The organism is Rathayibacter tanaceti (assembly GCF_009834165.1).
Taxonomy (GTDB): domain Bacteria; phylum Actinomycetota; class Actinomycetes; order Actinomycetales; family Microbacteriaceae; genus Rathayibacter; species Rathayibacter tanaceti.
The window spans coordinates 617,915-637,048 of the sequence record NZ_CP047186.1 but is presented as its reverse complement, the minus strand read 5'-3'; the positions used below and the strand labels follow the sequence as shown (position 1 = coordinate 637,048).

The following is a 19,134-nucleotide window of genomic DNA, read 5'->3' as shown; positions in this document are numbered from 1 at the left end:
GGGATGCCGCACACGGGAGCACGCGCATGACCGCCGGGATCGACGAGCCCGATCGCCGGGGCCGGACCGGCCTCGACCGGGAGGGTCTCGATCTCACCGGCAATCCGGACGTCGTCGTGAAAGAGGTGACCCTCCTCTCGAGCCACTGGTACGTCCTCCGCACAACCGAGTTCGAGTACCGGCACCGCGACGGGAGCTGGACCACCGAGCACCGCGAGACGTACGACCGCGGCGACGGCGCGGCCGTGCTGCTCTACGACCCCGACGCACACACAGTCGTGCTGGTGCGCCAGTTCCGGTATCCGACCTATGTCAACGGCAACCTCGACGGCATGCTCCTCGAGGTGCCGGCCGGACTCCTCGACGAGGACGGTCCGGAGGAGGGTGCACGCCGCGAGGCGGAGGAGGAGACGGGTCTCGAGGTCGGCCGCCTCGAGCACGTCTTCGACTCATACATGAGCCCGGGCTCGATCACCGAGAAGCTGCACTTCTTCGCCGGCCGCTACCGCGCGGGCTCGCGGGAGGGCGCCTACGCGGGTCTCGCCGACGAGGGCGAGGACACCGAGCTGGTCGAGCTGTCGTTCGACGAGGCCCTCACGCAGATCGGCGTGCAGATCGTCGACGCCAAGACGATCATGCTGCTGCAGTGGGCCGCCCTCCGCGGCCCGTTCGCCCGCTGACCGCTCGGCTCAGCCCACGTAGGCGCGCAGCGCACGAGCGGTGAGTGTGTCGGCGTCCGCGACGAGTGAGGCGGGCGTGCCCTCGAAGACGATCGAGCCGCCCTCGTGGCCCGCGCCAGGGCCCACGTCGATGATCCAGTCGGCGTGGGCCATCAGCGCCTGATGATGCTCGATCACGATCACCGAGTTGCCGGAGTCGACCAACCGGTCGAGCAGGCCGAGCAGGTTGTCGACATCGGCCAGGTGCAGCCCGGTCGTCGGCTCATCGAGGATGTAGACCGAGCCCTTCGACGCCATGTTGATGGCGAGCTTGAGCCGCTGCCGCTCGCCGCCCGAGAGCGTGTTGAGCGGCTGGCCAAGGGTGAGGTAGCCGAGACCGACGTCGACGAGGCGGGCGAGGATCGTGTGCGACGGACCGGAGCCGAAGAATTCCTCCGCGTCGACGATGGGCATCGAGAGCACCTCGTGGATGTTCCGGCCGTAGAGCCGGTACTCGAGCACCTCGGCGGTGAACCGTTTGCCCTCGCACTCCTCGCAGACCGACGAGACGGTCGCCGCGGGCCCGAGCTCGGTGAAGATCAGACCTGCCCCCTTGCAGATCGGGCACGCGCCCGCGGAGTTGGCGCTGAAGAGCGCCGCCTTCACGCCGTTGGCCTTGGCGAAAGCGGTGCGGATGGAGTCGAGCACTCCGGTGTAGGTCGCGGGATTGCTGCGCCGGGAGCCACGGATCGGCGATTGGTCGGCGACGATCACCCCCTCGCGCTTCGCGAGCGAACCGTGGATGAGCGACGACTTGCCCGATCCGGCCACCCCGGTGATCACGGCGAGCACGCCCAGCGGCACGTCGACGTCGACCCCGCGGAGGTTGTGCGTCGACGCTCCGCGGATCTCGGCCGCTCCTCGCGGCGCTCGCACCGACTCCTTCAGGGGGACGCGGTGGCCGAGGTGCCGCCCGGTCAGAGTGTCGGAGGCACGCAGCCCCTCGACCGTGCCCTGGTAGCAGATCTCGCCTCCGTGCCCGCCCGCCCGCGGGCCCAGGTCGACCACGTGGTCGGCGATCACCACGATCTCGGGCTTGTGCTCGACGACGAGCACGGTGTTGCCCTTGTCGCGGAGGCGACGGAGCAGCTCGATCGTGCGTGAGACGTCGTGCGGGTGCAGGCCCGCCGTCGGCTCGTCGAAGACGTAGGTGATGTCGGTGAGGCTCGAGCCCAGGTGCCGCACCATCTTGACGCGCTGCGCCTCGCCCCCGGAGAGCGTGCCCGACTCTCGGTCGAGGGAGAGGTAGCCCAGGCCGACCTGCACGAGCGAGTCGAGGGTGCCGAGCAGCGTCTCGATGATCGGGGCGACGGAGGGGTCGGTCACCTCGCGGAGCCATGCGGCCAGGTCGGTCGCCTGCATCGATGAGCACTGGGCGATGGTGCGGCCCTCGATGAGCGAGGAGAGGGCCGCCCGGTTGAGTCGCGCTCCCCCGCACTCGGGGCAGTCGGCGAAGGTCGCCACCCGCTCGGCGAAAGCGCGGATGTGCGGCTGGGCCGCCTCCTTCGCGAGGTAGAGGCGGGTGACCTTGACCAGCAGCCCCTCGTAGGTCATGGTGATGCCCGCGATCGGCATCTTCGTGGCCGGTTTGTGCAGGAAGTCGTCGAGCTGCTCGGGAGTGAAGCCGGCGATCGGCACGTCGGCCGGGTACAGGCCCGATTCGGCGAGGCTCTTCCAGTACCAGCCGCCGACGACGAAGTTGGGGATGGCGTCGAGCGCCCCGCCCTCGAGCGACTTCGAGCGATCGAACAGAGCGTCGAGATCGATGTCGGAGACCCGCCCCGTGCCCTCGCAACGCGGGCACATCCCCTCGGGGAGGTTGAACGAGAAGGCGCCGCTCGTGCCCGCGTGCGGCTCGCCGAGTCGGCTGAACAGGATGCGCAGCATCGTGTACGCGTCGGTCGCCGTGCCGACCGTCGACCGGGCGCTTGCGCCCATCCGCTCCTGATCGACCACGATCGTCGCCGAGAGCCCGTCGAGCGACTCGACATCGGGCCGAGCCGGAGAGCCCATGAACTGCTGCACGAAGGCGGAGTACGTCTCGTTGATCAGCCGCTGGGACTCGGCCGCGATGGTGCCGAAGACGAGCGACGACTTGCCCGAGCCCGAGACGCCGGTGAAGACGGTGATCCGTCGCTTCGGGATGTCGACGTCTATCCCGCGCAGGTTGTTCTGACGCGCGCCGCGCACCCTGATGACGTCGTGGGGCGCGGTGTCCATCGTGTCTCCGTCCGGGGCGGTGCCCGAAGCATAGGCGACACGTGTGACATCCGCGCAGGTCGACGGCGGCCTCCGGCGCGCGCCGGAGGCCGTCGATCACGCGGCGAGTGTCAGACCACCGGCTCCGCGCGCGAGATCGCGATCATCTCCTCGCGCGGTACGACCTTCACACGGGCACGCCCCTCGGGCTCGCCCAGCGCCATCTCGTGCTCGTCGAGCCGGTGCCAGCCATCGAGGTCGGTGAACGCGACCTCGCGCTCCTCGAGCAGGGCGACGACGGCCGACTCCTCCGGATGCTCGGGCGCCCACCACGAGGCCTGATCGTTGAGCACGTGCGCGACGGTCTCCATCGCGTCGGACTTGGTGTGCCCGATGAGCCCCACCGGACCGCGCTTGATCCAGCCGGTCGCGTACACGCCGTGGACCTGCTCGTCCTGGTCGTCGAGGACCTGGCCCTCGCGATTCGGGATCACCCCGCGCATCTCGTCGAACGGCAGCCCGTCGAGCGGCGAACCGAAGTAGCCGACCGCTCGGTAGACGGCCTGGACAGCGATCTCGCGGATCTCGCCGGTGCCGCGGACCCCGCCCTCGCTGTCGGGCTCTGTGCGCTCGTAGCGGATGGCGCCGACGCGCCCGCTGCCGTCGTCGACGAACTCGAGCGGCTTGGCCCAGAAGTGCAGGTGCAGGCGACGCGAGGCGCTGCCCACCTCGCGGGTGCGCCACTGGTTGAGCACACGGTTGATGACCATGACCTGCTTGTTGGTCGCGATCGCCGCCTCGGAGGCGGGATCGAGGTCGAAGTCCTCATCGGCCACGATCATGTCGACGTCGCGCAGCTCGCCCAGCTCGCGCAACTCGAGCGGCGTGAACTTCACCTGCGCCGGACCGCGGCGGCCGAAGACATGCACGTCGGTGACCGGAGACGCCTTCAGCCCCTCATAGACGTTCGGCGGCACCTCCGTGGGCAGCAGGTCCTCGGCGTGCTTCGCCAGCATCCGCGAGACGTCGAGCGCCACGTTGCCGTTACCGATCACCGCGACGGAGGAGGCCTCGAGGGGCCAGGTGCGCGGCACATCGGGATGTCCGTCGAACCAGCTGACGAAGTCGGCAGCGCCGTACGAGCCCTCGAGGCCGACGCCCGGGATGTCGAGCGGAGCATCGCGCACGGCCCCGGTCGCGAAGATCACCGCGTGGTAGTGCCGCTTGAGATCCTCGAGCGTGATGTCGGTGCCGAAGTGCACGTTGCCGAAGATCCGGATGTCGCCGCGGTCGAGCACCTCGCGCAGAGCCGTGACGATCCCCTTGATCCGCGGGTGGTCGGGGGCGACTCCGTACCGCACGAGGCCGTAGGGCGCCGGCAGGTGCTCGAACAGGTCGATCGAGACGTCGTACTTCTTCTCGGCCTTGATCATGAGGTCGGCGGCGTAGATACCCGCGGGCCCCGCACCGACGATGGCCAGCCTGAGCTTGGTCATTGCGTTCCTCCTGCCGGGGCGCCGAGGCGCACATCCGGTCTCATTCCTGCGGCGCAGGGAGCGCCGCGACGATCGGGGTCAGCCGTTACGGTCGACGACGGTGTCGGCGAAACGCGTGAGCGCCTTGCGGACCGAGCCGTCGGGCAGCGGAGCCAGCGCGGAGACGGCCTCATCGGCCCAGCGATGGGCCTCGGCGAGCGTCTGCTCGGTGACGTCATGGTCGCGCAGCTGCGCGATGGCGTCCGAGATGTCGGCACTCTGCTCCTCCGTGTGCGCGATCTCGTCGTTCGACCGGCTCACATAGCTCTCGATGCGCGCCAGCAGCACCGCCGCCGCGCGGTCGGAGGAGGCGCGCTCGCGCAGCCGCAGGATCGGCATCGTCGAGACGCCCGCGCGGATGTCGGTACCGGGGTTCTTGCCGGTCTCCTCCGGCTGCGGGGAGAGGTCGATCACATCGTCGACGATCTGGAAGGCGACGCCGATCTTCTCGCCGAAGACGCGCATGGCCTCCTCGTACTCTTCGGGGGCGTCGGCGAAAGCCACACCCGTGCGGCCCGCCGCGGCGATGAGGGAGCCCGTCTTGTCGGCCAGGACCGAGAGGTAGTGCTCGACCGGGTCCTCGCCGTCGGTCGGACCGACGGTCTCGTGCAGCTGTCCGAGGACGAGCCGCTCGAAGGTGTCGGCCTGGAGCCGGATGGCCTTGTCGCCCAGTTCGACCATGATCTGGTTGGCCCGGGCGAAGAGCAGATCGCCCGTGAGGATCGCGACGTTGTTGCCCCACACGGTCTGCGCCGAGGGCACGCCGCGACGCTTCTCCGCCTCGTCCATGACGTCGTCGTGGTAGAGGGAGGCCAGGTGCGTGATCTCGATCGCCTGCGCACCGAGCAGGACCTGCGGCGCGTTTCCGCGCCCCAGCTGCGCGGCGAGGAGCGTGAGCATCGGGCGCACCCGCTTGCCGCCGGCCTCGAGGAGGTAGCGGGTCGAGACGTCGGCCACAGCGTCCGCGAACGAGAGCTGCGACACCAGACCCGCCTCGACCTGCTCGAGCCCGTCGTCGATCGTGCGCGCGAGGGCGCGGTCGGAGGCGGACGAGAAGATGCGCTCGGAGAGGCCGAGCTGCGCCGTCAGGGAGGGGCTGCGGCGGGCGACGGGCGCAGAGGCGTTCACAGGGAAACCCTAACGTCTCGGCCTGTGCGGACCCCGGCGGTCATCGACCCGCTGCGATCGGCTTGACGCCGCGGTGCAGGGCGACGATTCCGGCCGTCAGATCGCGGTGGGCGACGCGCTCGAAGCCCGCGGCGCGCAGCCAGCCCGCGACGATCCTCTGCTCGGGCCAGGCGCGGATCGAGTCGCCGAGGTAGTCGTAGGCCGGGTTGTTCGAGGAGGCGAGACGCACGACCGCGGGCATCACGGTGGAGAGGTAGAAGTCGTAGGCGGCGGCGAGCGGTACCAGCGGCGGGGTCGAGAACTCGCAGATCACGAGGCGGCCGCCCGGCTTGACCACCCGCAGGAACTCGGCGAGCGCCGTGCGCGGCTCGACCACGTTGCGCAGGCCGAACGAGATGGTGACAGCGTCGAAGGAGTCGTCCTCGAAGGGGAGGTCCATCGCGTCGGCCTGGACGAACTCGATCCGCTCGTTGCCGGCCTGACGGCGTCGGCCGACCTCGATCATCCCCGGCGAGAAGTCGGCGGCGACGACGTGGGCCCCCGAGCGCGCGAGGGAGGCGCTGGAGGTACCGGTGCCGGCAGCCACATCGAGGATCCGCTCGCCGGGCGCCGGGTTGACCGCCCGCGTGGTCGCGATGCGCCACAGATGGTCGTTGCCGAGCGAGAGCAGGGTGTTGACCAGGTCGTAGGCGGGCGCCACCGTGTCGAACATCGAGGCGACCTCGTCGGGCCGCTTGGTGAGGTCTGCCTTCGTCACGATCGTCGAGTCTACGGCGAGACGCGGGACGGCGGCTGTGCATCCGCCGTCCCGCCTCCTGTCGATGCGCTCCCTGATGAGGAGGAGCGCCGGGGTCGCCCCGCTCCGCCTCGCGCGGCGGCCCCGGACGGCATCACGGTAGCAACGGCGGACGTTCCGGAATCCGAAAGGCGTAGGATGTCTCATCTTTTGGCGCGGCGTACCCTGCAGACGTGACGCTCATCGGCACCGGCGCTCCTCCTCTTCACGTCGAGACGACCCCGCTGGACTCCCCACTGGCACCCCTCCCCCTCTCGGATCGGCGCCGTCCTCTCCTCTGGCAGCGCGGCGGAGCAGCGATGAGCGGCCGCGGAGAGACGCTGCGGCTGGAGTTCTCCGGCCCGGGGCGCCTGCGCGAGGCGGCGGAGACGTGGCGCGCACTGGCCGCCTCCGCGACCGTCGACGACCCGCTGGGTCTGCCGGGGACGGGGCTCGTCGCATTCGGAGCCTTCACCTTCTCGAGCGACTCGCGCGCCACCAGCGTCCTGATCGTCCCGCGGACGATCGTCGGGTCCCGCGACGGCCGATCCTGGCTGACCAGGATCGCGCCGGTGGGCTCGTCCCTACCGGACCTGCCCGTGGAGCAGGCGCTCGGTCAGGAGTACCGGGTCGCCCTCGAGCCGGGGGCGATGTCGCCGGAGGCGTACCGCGCGGCCGTCGCCTCCGCCGTTGCCACCGTCCGTGCCGGGCACCTCGAGAAGGTGGTGCTCGCCCGCGATCTGACGGGCCGTCTCCCTCGCGATGCCGATCTGCGGCGCGTGCTCGGCACGCTGGCCAGCGGCTATCCCGACTGCTGGACCTTCGCCGTCGACGGATTCGTCGGCGCCAGCCCCGAAACGCTCGTCGCCGTCGATCGCGGGATCGTCTCGGCGCGGGTGCTCGCCGGGACGAGCGCCCGCGGAGCCGACGCTGCTGACGACGCGGCTGCCGCCTCCGCGCTGCTTGCGAGCGCCAAGGATCGCTCGGAGCACGCCTTCGCCCTCGCCAGCCTGCTGCACGAGCTGCACCCGCACACCCGCGAACTCTCGGCCGGCGCGGAGCCGTTCACCCTCCGCCTGCCGAACCTCTGGCACCTCGCCACCGACGTGCGCGGCCTGCTCGGCGACGCCTCCACTGCCCTCGACCTCGTCGGAGCACTCCATCCGACAGCTGCCGTCGCCGGCACCCCGACCACGGAGGCTCTGGCACTGCTGAAGCGGCTGGAGCCCTTCGACCGAGGACGCTACGCGGGCCCGGTCGGCTGGATCGACGGCCACGGCGACGGCGAGTGGGCCGTCGGCCTCCGCAGCGCCGAGGTCTCCCCCGACGGCACGATCACGGCGTGGGCAGGGGCGGGCATCGTCGCGGACAGCGATCCCGACTCCGAGCTGGCCGAGACGGGCATGAAGCTCCGCCCGATGCTCGACGCGCTGGGCTGACGCCGATCAGCGCGCGAGCCGGATCTCGACGATGCCGGGGCCGTCTCCGGGTGAGGTCAGGGCCTGCTCCAGCTCCCCGCGAGTGGCGGCGAGACGGTGGGTCCAGCCGTAGGCGCGCGCGAGGGCCCCGAGGTCGGCGTTGTGCGGGGTGAACTGCACTCGGTCGAACGCGTCGGGGTGCGAGCTGGAGGCGACCTCGAGGCCGTCGAAGATGGTGCCGCCTCCGTCGTTCACCACGATGAGCTGCACGCGCGGGCGCCGTTCGCCGGGCGGAAGAAGCAGACCACCGGCCTCATGGAGCAGGGTGAGGTCGCCCAGGACGGCACGGGTGACGCCTCCGGAGCCCTGCTCGGACCCCTGAGACGCCGTTGCGATGCCGAGGGCCGTCGAGACGGTGCCGTCGATGCCGGCGAGCCCGCGATTGGAGTGCACGGTGATCCGCTTGCCGGGGAGCGAACCGTCGGCCACGCGGATCAGGCGGGAGGCGCCGAAGAGCAGGCGGTCGTGCGGCCAGGTGATCCTCCACACCGCGGCGACCACGAACTCGCGCGTGAGGGGCGCGCGGATCGCGGCGAGGGCGTTGCGCGCGTAGCCGCGGCGGTCCTCCAGCGACATCGAGCCGGTGTCGGGGACCTCGTCGAGTGCGTCGGGATCGATCGCCAGAGCACGGCTCGCCGACACCCAGGAACCCGCCCAGGCGCGCTCGCTCCGCTCCGGCCGCGGCGACTCCTCGGCCCGGACGACCTCCACCCCCGCGACGCGGCGGGCGCGATGCCCGGGGTTGTAGAACTGCTCACGCCCGGAATCCACCACGATCACCTCGACGTCCTCGCGGCGCAGAAGCTCGGGCACCTCGCGGGAGAGCGTCGGGTGGCCCAGGACGATCGCCCGCCGGATCCGCCCGCCGAACTCCGGCTCGGCCAGAAGTCGACGCCAGGCGACCACGAGCTGCGGGCCGAAGCGGGCGCCGGAGGAGACCTCGGCCAGGAGCGGCCAGTCGCCCGCGCGCGCGATCGCCTCGGCCGCGGGCCCGGCCTTGTCGCCGGCGACGACGACGGTGAGCGGTTCAGCGGGGCCGGCCGTGAGCGGCTCACCAGCAGTCCGGGCGGGGACGGGTTCGACCGAGGTCCGAGCCGGGGAGTCGAAGGCCGGCAGCGCGGAGGAGAGCGGATCGCGGAAGGCAAGGTTGAGGTGCACGGGGCCGCGGCGGGCTGCCGCCACAGCACGGTCGGCGAGTGCCTGCGCCTGCTCCGGTCGCGACCACTCGTCGGGAGCGGCGACGTCCTCAAAGAGGCGGACAGCGCGGCCGTAGAGCTCGCGCTGCTCGGTGGTCTGGTTCGAGCGGATGCCGCGGAGCTCTGCGGGGCGATCGGCCGTGAGCACGATCATCGGCACGTCCGACGCGTCGGCCTCGAGCACCGACGGGTGCAGGTTGGCCGTCGCGGTGCCGGAGGTCGTCACGACCAGAGCGGGCAGACCCGACTCGAGCGACAGGCCGAGTGCGAGGAAGCCAGCTGAGCGCTCGTCGATCCGCACGTGCAGACGGAGGTCGCCACGGGTCTCGAGCTCGGCGGCGACGAGCGCGAGCGCTTGTGAGCGGGATCCGGGAGCGACGACCACGTCGCGGACGCCAAGCGCGACGAAGCGGCTGAGGAGGTCGACCGCGAAACGGGTGGAGGGGGCGACCGTAGAGTGTTCAGGCATCCCGGCGGCCGGGGCCGTCCGACTCTCCGTGCTCGTCCATGTCGGCGAGGTCGCGCTCGAGCTGGGCGATGCGCTCGGCCTGCAGTCGCTCCTCCTCGGGATCGCGCTCGGTGCGGAGGGTGCCGAGGAAGTCCGGGTCGTCATCGGGAGCCGTGTAGCGGCGCCCTGCGGACCTGTCCTTCCGCGGACGGCCGATCCAGAACCAGAGGCCCGCACCGATGACCGGCAGGAGCACGACCACCAGCAACCAGGCCCACTTGGGGATCGCGCGCACCGCGTGCCGGTTGCTCATGGCGCAGTCGATCACGGTGTAGACCGTGAAGACGGCGAGGGCCACGAGCAGGCCGATGACGAGGCGGATCATGGACGCAAGTCTACGTCCGGCGCCCGTTCAGGGGTGGTCCGCACGGAGGCTGGACAGGAGGCTCCCACAATGCTCACGGAACGGTGTGCAGGGGCCGACGTACACTTGCCCGGTGAAACTGAGCCGCGCGGTCATCGTCTACTCGCTCCTGCGCCTGGGCATGTTCGCCGGCGTCTTCGTGCTGGTCTACCTCCCGGCGCGCACGTTCCTCGACTCCGAGCTCACGGCCGCAGTCACCGCGGGCTTCGTCGCCGCCATCGCGAGCCTCTCGCTCTCGTACATCGTGCTGCGCAAGCCTCGCGAGCGCATCGCTGAGGCGATCTACGAGCGCCGGAAGGACGTTCCGCGTGCGCCGACCGACGACGACATCGAGGACGCGGCCGTCGACTCCTCCCGCGACGAGCGCTGAGAACCCGGACCGACACGCAGAGCCCGGACCGACGGTGCCCGGCTCGTCAGAAGGCGAGGGCCGCCCCGAGGATCGCCGCGTAGGCCAGGCCGCCCAGGCTCGTGAGCTGCAGGGCGAGGATCAGCTCCTTGGCCGTCCGCGCGGTGAGAGTGATCAGGATGGCCGGCAGGATCATCAGCAGCACGAACAGCGTGAGCCAGGCCAGCGGATAGAAGAGGGCGAGAATCACCGCGATCCCGAACGGCACCAGCACGAAGCCGGTGTAGGCGGCCCGGGCGACGGCCGGCCCGACCAGCACCGCGAGGGTGCGCTTGCCTGAGAGGCGGTCCGTCGGGATGTCGCGGATGTTGTTCACCATCAGCACCGCGCAGGCAAAGAGGCCCGCAGCGACCGCGCCGAGCCACGACTCCTGATTGGTGCGGCCGATCTGCACGAAGGTGGTGCCGAGAGTGGCGACCAGGCCGAAGAAGACGAAGACGAACAGCTCGCCGAGCCCGAGGTAGCCGTAGGGACGGCGCCCACCGGTGTAGAACCAGCCGGCGGCGATGGCGGCCGCGCCGACAATCAGGAACCACCAGTGGCCCGAGAGGGCGGTCAGCACGAGCCCCGCGACCGCGGCGATGCCGAAGAAGACCAGGGCGACGGTCAGCACGTGTTTCGGCTTCGCGGCGCCCGAGCCGGTGAGACGCGAGGGCCCGACACGGTTCGCGTCCGTGCCGCGGACGCCGTCGGAGTAGTCGTTCGCGTAGTTGACGCCGATCTGCAGCGCGAGCGAGACGGCGAGGCAGAGCAGAGCACGCACCCAGTGCCAGCCCTCGTCGACCACCTGAGTCGCGCCGGTTCCGATCAGCACGGGGGCGATCGCCAGCGGGAGAGTGCGCAACCGGGCGCCCGCGATCCACTCGCGCGGACCGGCAGGCTTCACGACGACCGCGCGGGGGCTGCCCCCGGGCCGCCCGCTGCGGGGCTTCGCCGACGACTTCTTCTTGCGACTCGTACTCGACACGGAGGGAATCCTACCCAGTGGCCCCTCAGCGGCCGGGCGCGAACGGGCGGGTCAGCCGGCCCCGGCCGCGAGGCGCTCGAGAGCCCGCCGGTCGGGTTTGCCCGACGCGAGCAGTGGGAGGGCGGGCACACGCAGGACAGCGGCCGGAGCAGCAGCGCGCCCCAGCCGAGCGGCGACCAGGGAGCGCAGGACCGCGAGCGGCAGCGCCTCCTCGACCGTGACCACCACCGGAACTTCACCCCACTGTTCGTCCTGACGGCGCACGACGACGGCATCCGGGACCGCCTCCTCCCGGAGCACGCTCTCGAGCGCGTCGAGCGACACCTTCTCGCCGCCCGAGACGATCACCCGGTCGAGCCGCCCCGTCACCCGGAGGCGTCCGTCGACGATAGAGCCGGCGTCGCCCGTGCGGTACCAGCGCTCACCGTCGAGCTCGACGAAGGCCGCAGTGCTGCGCTCGAGGGCGCCGTCGGCGTCGAGGTAGCCCTCGGCGAGGGTCGGGCCGCCGAGCAGGACCTGACCGTCCTCGACGCGCATCCGGACGTCGTGCAACGGCACGCCGTCGTAGACGCAGCCGCCCGAGGTCTCGCTCGAGCCGTAGGTGAGGCGGATCCGCGCGCCCAGTGCGGCAGCACGCTCGCGCAGAGTCGCGGGAGTCGACTGCCCGCCGATCAGAAGCGCGTCGAACGAGCGCAGGGCCTCGGCGTCGTCGGGATCCTGCTCCGCCCGATCGAGGAGGCGCGCAAGCTGGACCGGCACGAGGGAGGAGTAGCGCCGCTCCCCCGCGGGCATCGTGCGGGCGAGGGCGAGGAACGCGGCAGGATCGAAGCCGCCGGTCGGCAGGACCACGGGATCCGACTCCGCCGTGAGCGAGCGCACCAGCACCTGGAGGCCGGCCACGTAGTGCGTCGGCAGGCAGAGCAGCCAGTGGCCCGGGCCGCCGAGCTCGGCGAGGGTCGCGGAGGCGCTGGTGAGCAGGGCTGAGGTCGCGAGGGCGACCCGCTTGGGCGGGCCGGAGGAGCCGGAGGTCTCGACGACGACCGCGACGCGCTGCGGCACGACCGCCTCCGCCGTCGCCAGAGCGCCACCGGGCGCCGAGACGCGGATCGCAGGTCCGCTGCCGTCGAGAGCCGCGCGCAGAGCGACGAGCACCGACTCCGGTGCCGGAGTGACGCGGACGAGCGGGCGGGTCACCTCGGCACCGCGCCGCTCAGAACTGCCACGGGAAGGGCGACCAGTCCGGCTCGCGCTTCTCGAGGAAGGAGTCGCGGCCCTCGACGGCCTCGTCGGTGCCGTAGGCGAGGCGGGTGGTCTCGCCCGCGAAGAGCTGCTGGCCGACCAGGCCGTCGTCCACCGCGTTGAAGGCGTACTTCAGCATCCGGATCGCGGTCGGCGACTTGGTGAGGATCGTCTCCGCCCACTCCACCGCCGTCGTCTCGAGCTCGGCGTGCGGGACGACGGCGTTCACGGCTCCCATCTCGTAGGCGCGCTGAGCCGAGTACTCGCGGGCGAGGAAGAACACCTCGCGGGCGGCCTTCTGGCCGATCTGCCGGGCGAAGTAGGCCGAGCCGTAGCCCGCGTCGAACGAACCGACATCGGCATCCGTCTGCTTGAAGCGGCCGTGCTCGGCCGAGGCGATCGTGAGGTCGCAGACCACGTGCAGCGAGTGCCCTCCTCCGGCCGCCCAGCCGGGGACGGCCGCGATGACGACCTTCGGCATGAAGCGGATCAGACGCTGCACCTCGAGGATGTGCAGACGGCCGTTGCGGGCGGAGTCGATCCCCTCGGCCGTCTCGCCGTCGGAGTAGCGGTAGCCGTCCCGACCGCGGATCCGCTGGTCGCCGCCGGAGCAGAACGCCCAGCCGCCGTCCTTCGGGCTCGGGCCGTTGCCGGTGAGGACCACCACACCGATGCGCGGGTTCGTCCGGGCGTCCTCGAGCGCACGGAACAGCTCGTCGACCGTGCGCGGGCGGAACGCGTTGCGCACCTCAGGGCGGTCGAACGCGACGCGCGCGATACGGCCGGAGCGGTCGTGATGGTAAGTGATGTCCTCGAGTGCGTCGAAGCCGTCGACGGGCGCCCAGCGGTGCGCGTCGAACAGTTCGGAGACCTGCGTGCTCATGCCCTCGACCCTACTGATGCCCGCCGAGTCCCGAGGCGAGCGCAGATCAGGCGGGGCTCCGGAACGCAGAAGAGGGACCCCGCCTCGGCGGGACCCCTCTTCGGCGCGGTGCGTTACTTCGCGGTGGACGTGCGGCGGTTCTCTGCCGACACCATCCAGGCGTACTGCTCGAGGCTCTGGATGATCGCGTGCAGGAGATCCGCGCTGGTCGGGTCTTCCTCGTCCACCGAGTCGTGGACCTCGCGCATGGTGGCGGCGGTGTTCTCGAGGCGGATCGTGATCAGGTCGACGGTCTCGGCCGTGTCGATCTCACCGTGCGGGTACTCGGGGAGGGTCGTGGTCGCCGCGACGGTGTCGCTGCGGCCGTCCGGGATGCCGTGCAGCGCACGCATCCGCTCGGCGACGTCGTCGCTGAACTCGCGCGCCGACTCGATGATCTCGTCGAGCTGGAGGTGGAGGTCGCGGAAGTTCTTGCCGACGACGTTCCAGTGGGCCTGCTTGCCCTGGACGTGCAGCTCGATCAGGTCGACGAGGACGATCTGGAGGCTGTCGAGCAGCTCCTTCGAGGCCTTGAAGCCCTTCTCGGCGTTCTGGCGGCGGCTGGTCTTGGCACCGGAGCCCGCGGGGGCTTCGACGTGGCGTTCGAGTGTGGTGGTCATGGACCGTTCCTTTCTCTTGCAGTGCCGGGGTGCGGATACCCGCTCCCAGTCTGGCTTCTTCGGCTGGGCACGCCCCGGATGCGCGAGGAGCGCACCCCGGGCGGCGCCCTGGTTCGGGGTCAGATCGTGGCGACCGATCCGGAGTCGACGCGGTAGTTGGAGCCGTTCACGAACGAGGCTCGGTCGGAGCAGAGGAACGCGATGACCGCCGCGACCTCCTCCGGCTCGCCGCGGCGCTTGAGCTCGAGGTACGGACGCTCCTCGTCGAGGAACGAGGAGATCGCCTCGTCGACCGAGCCGCCCCGCTGGTCGGCACGCTTGTGCATCATCGCGTCGGTCATCGGAGTGTGGATGAAGGCCGGCGAGACGGTGTTCACCAGGAGGCCCTCCTGCGCGTAGGAGCGCGAGAGGCCCTTGGCGAAGGAGAGGACGCCCGCCTTCGCGGCGCAGTAGGGCAGCTCATCGTCGTACGGCTGCACCGCGTCCTCCGAGGCGAGGAGCACGAGGCGGCCCCAGCCTCCCGAGCGGAGGTCGGGGAGGAACTCCCGCACCAGGCGCACAGGCCCGAGGAGATCGACCTCGAGCGTGCTGGTCCAGCCCTCGTCGTCGATCTCGTGGAACATCCCCTGAGCGCCGGTGACGCCGGAGCTCTGCACGAGGATGTCGATCTCGCCGACCGCCTCGGCGACCCGCGCGTGCAGGGCGGCGAGCTGCTCGACGCTGGTGACATCGGCGGCGAAGGCGTGCAGACGGCCCTGAGGGGCCTCCAGCCTTGCCGCGGCCTCGTCGAGCGACTGCTGCTCGCGGTCGGAGACGACGACCGTGACGCCCTCGGCGAGGAGAAGTTTCGCGGTGTTCCAGCCGATGCCCGAGTCTGCCCCGGTGACAAGGGCGGTGCGTCCGGCGAGTCCTAAATCCATGCGGTGGGATGTCCTAGCGGTGGGGCGTCCGGGTCGGGCGCGAGCGGGAGGGGTGGTTCTGGTCTACGCTCCCGCGCCCGGACCCTCAACGGGTTGCGCCGAACGGGCCGACGGGGTTACACCCGCTCGCCGGGGTCACCGCCGGCCGCCAGCCTTCTCGGGCGCCAGCTCCTCGATCGTGATCGCCGCAGTGATCAGAGCGAGGTGACTCAGCCCCTGGGGCAGATTGCCCCAGAACGCCAGGTCGTCGACCGCGATCATTTCGGACATGATGCCGACGTCGTTCGGCACGGTCGCGACGAGCTCGTCCATCAGCTCGACGGACTCGTCGTGCCGGCCGACGCAGGCGAGCGCGGCTGCGAGCCAGAACGAGCAGGCGACGAATGGATGCTCTTCGCCCTCCATCCCGGAGTAGCGGAACAGCAGTGGGCCGCGGCCGAGTTCACCGACAAGGGCGTCGATCGTCGAGATCATCCGCTCGCCCCGCTCGTACCCGCTCGGCGCGTGCAGGAGCACTGAGGCGTCCAGCTCCTCGCTGCCCGGGTACATCACGTACGAGCCGAGCTCCTCCGACCAGCAGTGCTCCTCGATCCACTCGCGGATGCGGTCGCGCTCGAAGCGCCAGCGGTCGGGGCTGCCGGCCACTTGGCCGAGCTCGGCGAGGTGCACCGCAGCGTCGAGCGCCTGCCAGCAGCCCATCTTCGAGGACGTGTAGTGCTGCTCCTCCTCCAGCTCCCACATGCCCGCGTCGCGGTTGCGCCAGAGATCGCAGGTGGTGTCGGCCACGTGGGCGAGGAGGCGGCCGGTCTCGATGTCGAGGACGTTGCCCTCGTCGACATAGATGCGACAGATGTCGAAGAGATCGCCGAAGACCCCCAGCTGCACCTGGCTCTGCGCGCCGTTGCCTGAGACGACCGGGCCGATCCCCGCGTAGCCGGGCACGTCGTACTCGACGAGCTCGGTCGGCATCGACCCGTCGAGCCCGTAGAAGATGTGGAGGTCGGGGCCGTGCTCCTTGATCGTGCGAAGGAGCCAGGACAGGGCCGCGTGGGTCTCCTCGCGGAGGCCGAAGCGCACCAGCGCGTGCACCGTGTAGGCGGCGTCGCGGACCCAGGCGAAGCGGTAGTCCCAGTTCTTGCCGCCGTTGGGCGACTCCGGGAGCGACGTGGTCGCGGCCGCCGCGATCGCGCCCGTGGGCGAGTAGATCAGCAGCTTCAGGGCGAGGGCGCTGCGCTGCACCGCCTCGGACCACGGGCCGTCGTAGGAGAACTCCTCCGACCAGTCCTGCCAGCTCCGGACGGTGCGGTCGATGCCGCGATCGACGTTCGCGGCGACGGGGAAGTGCAGAGGTTCGTCGTGGGTGGCCGAGACGACCAGGAGGTGGCGGACGGCATCGGCGCCCGACGTCACCAGGAAGGATCCGGTGAGCTCGTCCCCCGCACCCGAGGGGGCGTCGTCGCAGTCCGGGCCGTGCTCCTGGCCGGTCACGCCGATGGTGACGTCGCCGGCGCGGATGAGCGAGCGGCCGTCCGCGTTCTGGATCCACGGCGAGAAGCGGCCGAGGCCGGTACCGGGGCGCACCGCCCACCGCATCCGCACCTCTCCGTCGACGCCGTCGACGCGGCGGGCGAGCTCGGCCCACGGGAGGCGGCCGGCGATGCCGGTGACGAGCGCGTCGGTCACCCGCACTGTCCCGGACTCGGTCGTGAAGGTCGTCTCCAGCACGTTCGTGTCGCGGACGTAGGCGCGCGAGACCTCGGCGGGCTCGGCGGGGGCGAGCTCGACGCAGCCGCCGGACTCGGCGTCGAGCAGCGCGGCGAACGCGGGCGTCGACCCGAGGTCGGGCACCGGCATCCAGTCGACGCTGCCGTCCCTGGCGATCAGGGCGACGGTGCGGCCGTCTCCGATCGCGGCGTAGTCGCGCAGGGGCCTGGTCGATCGGGGTTCCGCCATGCGTTCACGGTAAACGGCCTGGGGAGGGTCGGCTCGGGCTTGCGGGCGGGGGCGCTTGCTTGTACCGGGCTGCCTCCGCCAGAGGGATCAGGTCGTGACGACGCCGCCGTACTCCTCCATGCGCTCGGTGAACTCGCCGCGGTCGCCCTCCTCCAGGAGGCCGTTCGCGTACCCCGCGAGGAACGCGCCCTGCGGCTCCGGCGAGAGCCCGACGCCCTCGAGCATCTCGGCCACCCGACCGCTCGTGTCGGCGTCGAGATCGACGAGTCCGAGCTCGACCGAGGGAACCTCGCGGGCCGACGAGCGCGCCGTGACGATCCAGAGCGCCGCCGAAGCCTCGTCGTCCGCGAGCTCGCCGTCGAGGACGTACCCGACCTCGGACCACTCCTCGGGGGTGTCCGCCACGTCGACCTCGTCGAACCCCAGAGGAGTCAGCGCCGCGGTGAAGCGGTCGACCGCCGCCTGCTTGTCGCCCTCGCTCGAGACGTCCGCCGCGGCGTACTCGGTCGACGAGATGTAGTCGTGGAGCAGCGATGGGCCGCCGTACGCGTTCTGCGCCCGCTCGTAGTACTCGTCGTCGGCCGATGTCCAGCCGTCGAGGACCGATGCCTCCACCGCGGCGACGGCCGTTTCGGTGCCGCGTCGCGCGTCCTCCGACGACGGCTGGCCGAGGATCTGAGCGGCGTCCCCGTCCTGGTACCCGGGGTAGTCGTAGAGCGGATCCAGCGGGTCTCCGCTGCCGAACGGGTCGTCCGTCGCATCGCCGAACGGCTCCCCGGGCGCGCTGGTCGGGGCCGTGTCCGAGGCGACGTCGAACGCCGTGCCCACGCCGAGCGCGAGGAAGGTGCCGAGCACGCCCGTGTAGGCCAGACCGACGGCGACGCTCGTGCCGACGGCGATCCAGCCGCCCGCTCCGAGCGGTCGGCGGGAGGGGACAGAGCCCTGCGTCGGTCCCGGGGCGGGCGGCGGCGTGGGGCTCATCGGGACCTGGCTCATCGCACTCCTCCGGTTTCCAATGGCAGCGCCAGTCTGACACCTCCGCGGCACAGCAGAGGCGGGATGCCGCCGCCCAGCGCCGCAGAGTGCGCGACCCGATCCGCTCGAGCACCGGGGCGCAGGGGACAATGGCCGGATGGACGATGTCGTACCCGCCTCCCCGCTTCCCTCCCTCGGCGAGATCGACGCGGGTCTGCGCGTGGTCGCCCTGCCGCTCCGCACCCGCTTCCGGGGCGTCGATCACCGCGAGATCGCGCTGGTGCGCGGTTCGGAGGGGTGGACCGAGTTCTCGCCCTTCCTCGAGTACGGCGCCGAGGAGTCGGCCGTGTGGCTGCGCGCCGCCCTCGACTACGGCTGGACCGAGCAGCCCGCTGCTCTGCGCGACCGGATCCCGGTCAACGCGACGGTGCCCGCCGTCTCCCCCGGCGAGGTCGCCGCGGTGCTTGCACACTACGACGGCTGCCGCACTGCCAAAGTGAAGGTCGCCGAACGCGGCCAGACACTCGCCGACGATGTTGCGCGGGTCGCCGAGGTGCGCCGCGTGCTCGGGCCGGAGGGCAGGATCCGCGTGGACGCGAACGGCGGCTGGAACCTCGACGAGGCCGAGCACGCCGTGCACGCCCTGGCCGACGTCGACCTCGAATACCTCGAGCAACCGTGCGCGAGCATCGACGAACTCACCGAGCTGCGGTACCGCGTGAGGTACATGGGCATCCCGATCGCGGCTGACGAGAGCGTCCGCAGAGCGGCGGATCCGCTCGCCGTCGCCCGAGCCGGAGCCGCCGATCTCCTCGTCGTGAAGGCGCAGCCCCTCGGCGGGGTCAGGCGCGCACTCGCTCTGGTCGCCGAGGCGGGCCTGCCGGCCGTCGTCTCGAGCGCCCTCGACAGCTCCGTCGGACTCGCGATGGGCGCCGCTCTCGCCGCCGCCCTCCCCGACCTGCCCTACGACTGCGGGCTGGGTACCGCCTCCCTCCTCGCCGTCGACGTGACGGAGCAGCCGCTGCGGCCGGTCGACGGCGCGATCCCTGTCACCCGCATCGAGGTGTCAGAAACCCTGCTCGACCGCCACGCGGTCTCGGCGGAGCGGCTCGCCTGGTGGCGGGGCCGCCTCCGCGAGACGTACGCGCTGCTCTGAGGCTCGGGCAGTCGATCACGGATCGACCGCCGCCGCTCTCGTCCGCCGCTCCCGGCGACGACGGGCAGAAT

Annotated in this window: 17 protein-coding genes; 4 read left to right on the top strand and 13 right to left on the bottom strand. The window is 71.4% G+C overall.

Features of this window, described 5'->3' with window-relative positions; genetic code table 11:
* Window positions 1-26 precede the first annotated feature (26 nt).
* Window positions 27-680, top strand: a complete 654-nt coding sequence (locus GSU10_RS02975) for an NUDIX domain-containing protein (RefSeq protein WP_068209946.1) — start codon at window positions 27-29, stop codon at window positions 678-680.
* 9 nt (window positions 681-689) lie between these two features.
* On the opposite strand, the gene GSU10_RS02970 is transcribed toward GSU10_RS02975, so the two are convergent.
* From GSU10_RS02970 to ubiE, 4 genes are all read right to left on the bottom strand, one after another.
* Window positions 690-2,939: an ATP-binding cassette domain-containing protein gene (locus tag GSU10_RS02970; protein ID WP_068209944.1), complete on the bottom strand. Its 2,250-nt coding sequence runs from the start codon at window positions 2,937-2,939 to the stop codon at window positions 690-692.
* 110 nt (window positions 2,940-3,049) lie between these two features.
* A complete protein-coding gene (locus tag GSU10_RS02965) occupies window positions 3,050-4,414 on the bottom strand; it encodes an FAD-dependent oxidoreductase (RefSeq protein ID WP_068209941.1) in 1,365 nt (454 codons plus the stop codon).
* Window positions 4,415-4,492: 78 nt separating this feature from the next.
* Window positions 4,493-5,581 carry a polyprenyl synthetase family protein gene (locus GSU10_RS02960; RefSeq protein WP_068209938.1) on the bottom strand — a complete coding sequence of 363 codons (1,089 nt, stop codon included), beginning with the start codon at window positions 5,579-5,581 and terminating at the stop codon, window positions 4,493-4,495.
* 40 nt (window positions 5,582-5,621) lie between these two features.
* Window positions 5,622-6,338, bottom strand: coding sequence for a bifunctional demethylmenaquinone methyltransferase/2-methoxy-6-polyprenyl-1,4-benzoquinol methylase UbiE (ubiE, locus tag GSU10_RS02955; protein ID WP_236713574.1), 717 nt, complete (start codon window positions 6,336-6,338; stop codon window positions 5,622-5,624).
* A 338-nt stretch (window positions 6,339-6,676) separates the two neighbouring features.
* Here ubiE and GSU10_RS02950 point away from each other — a divergent pair, with 338 nt between their 5' ends.
* A complete protein-coding gene (locus GSU10_RS02950; RefSeq protein ID WP_236713573.1) occupies window positions 6,677-7,795 on the top strand; it encodes an isochorismate synthase in 1,119 nt (372 codons plus the stop codon).
* 6 nt (window positions 7,796-7,801) lie between these two features.
* Here GSU10_RS02950 and menD read toward each other — a convergent pair whose 3' ends face one another.
* Entirely contained in the window at window positions 7,802-9,499 is a 1,698-nt protein-coding gene (menD, locus tag GSU10_RS02945) for a 2-succinyl-5-enolpyruvyl-6-hydroxy-3-cyclohexene-1-carboxylic-acid synthase (protein ID WP_068209936.1), read from the bottom strand.
* The gene (locus GSU10_RS02940; RefSeq protein WP_068209933.1) at window positions 9,492-9,863 is read right to left on the bottom strand and encodes a PLDc N-terminal domain-containing protein; all 372 of its coding nucleotides are present in this window, start codon (window positions 9,861-9,863) and stop codon (window positions 9,492-9,494) included. The genes menD and GSU10_RS02940 overlap by 8 nt, the downstream gene beginning before the upstream one ends.
* Before the next feature lie 112 nt (window positions 9,864-9,975).
* Here GSU10_RS02940 and GSU10_RS02935 point away from each other — a divergent pair, with 112 nt between their 5' ends.
* Entirely contained in the window at window positions 9,976-10,272 is a 297-nt protein-coding gene (locus GSU10_RS02935; protein WP_068209931.1) for a DUF4229 domain-containing protein, read from the top strand.
* Between the two features lie 46 nt (window positions 10,273-10,318).
* Here the strand turns inward: GSU10_RS02935 and GSU10_RS02930 are convergent, their stop codons facing one another.
* From GSU10_RS02930 to GSU10_RS02900, 7 genes are all read right to left on the bottom strand, one after another.
* Window positions 10,319-11,278, bottom strand: a complete 960-nt coding sequence (locus GSU10_RS02930; RefSeq protein ID WP_068209928.1) for a 1,4-dihydroxy-2-naphthoate polyprenyltransferase — start codon at window positions 11,276-11,278, stop codon at window positions 10,319-10,321.
* Window positions 11,279-11,329: 51 nt separating this feature from the next.
* Window positions 11,330-12,472: an AMP-binding protein gene (locus GSU10_RS02925; RefSeq protein ID WP_082845062.1), complete on the bottom strand. Its 1,143-nt coding sequence runs from the start codon at window positions 12,470-12,472 to the stop codon at window positions 11,330-11,332.
* A gap of 16 nt (window positions 12,473-12,488) precedes the next feature.
* On the bottom strand, window positions 12,489-13,400 hold the full coding sequence (locus tag GSU10_RS02920; RefSeq protein ID WP_068209925.1) for a 1,4-dihydroxy-2-naphthoyl-CoA synthase: 912 nt from the start codon (window positions 13,398-13,400) through the stop codon (window positions 12,489-12,491).
* 113 nt (window positions 13,401-13,513) lie between these two features.
* On the bottom strand, window positions 13,514-14,059 hold the full coding sequence (locus tag GSU10_RS02915) for a Dps family protein (protein ID WP_068209922.1): 546 nt from the start codon (window positions 14,057-14,059) through the stop codon (window positions 13,514-13,516).
* 119 nt (window positions 14,060-14,178) lie between these two features.
* Window positions 14,179-14,979: an SDR family NAD(P)-dependent oxidoreductase gene (locus tag GSU10_RS02910; protein WP_068209920.1), complete on the bottom strand. Its 801-nt coding sequence runs from the start codon at window positions 14,977-14,979 to the stop codon at window positions 14,179-14,181.
* 135 nt (window positions 14,980-15,114) lie between these two features.
* Window positions 15,115-16,932 (bottom strand): glycoside hydrolase family 15 protein, encoded by a 1,818-nt coding sequence (locus tag GSU10_RS02905; RefSeq protein WP_068209917.1) that lies wholly within the window; start codon window positions 16,930-16,932, stop codon window positions 15,115-15,117.
* Window positions 16,933-17,019: 87 nt separating this feature from the next.
* A complete protein-coding gene (locus GSU10_RS02900; protein ID WP_068209914.1) occupies window positions 17,020-17,928 on the bottom strand; it encodes a hypothetical protein in 909 nt (302 codons plus the stop codon).
* Window positions 17,929-18,064: 136 nt separating this feature from the next.
* Here GSU10_RS02900 and GSU10_RS02895 point away from each other — a divergent pair, with 136 nt between their 5' ends.
* Window positions 18,065-19,063: an o-succinylbenzoate synthase gene (locus tag GSU10_RS02895; RefSeq protein WP_068209912.1), complete on the top strand. Its 999-nt coding sequence runs from the start codon at window positions 18,065-18,067 to the stop codon at window positions 19,061-19,063.
* Window positions 19,064-19,134 lie beyond the last annotated feature (71 nt).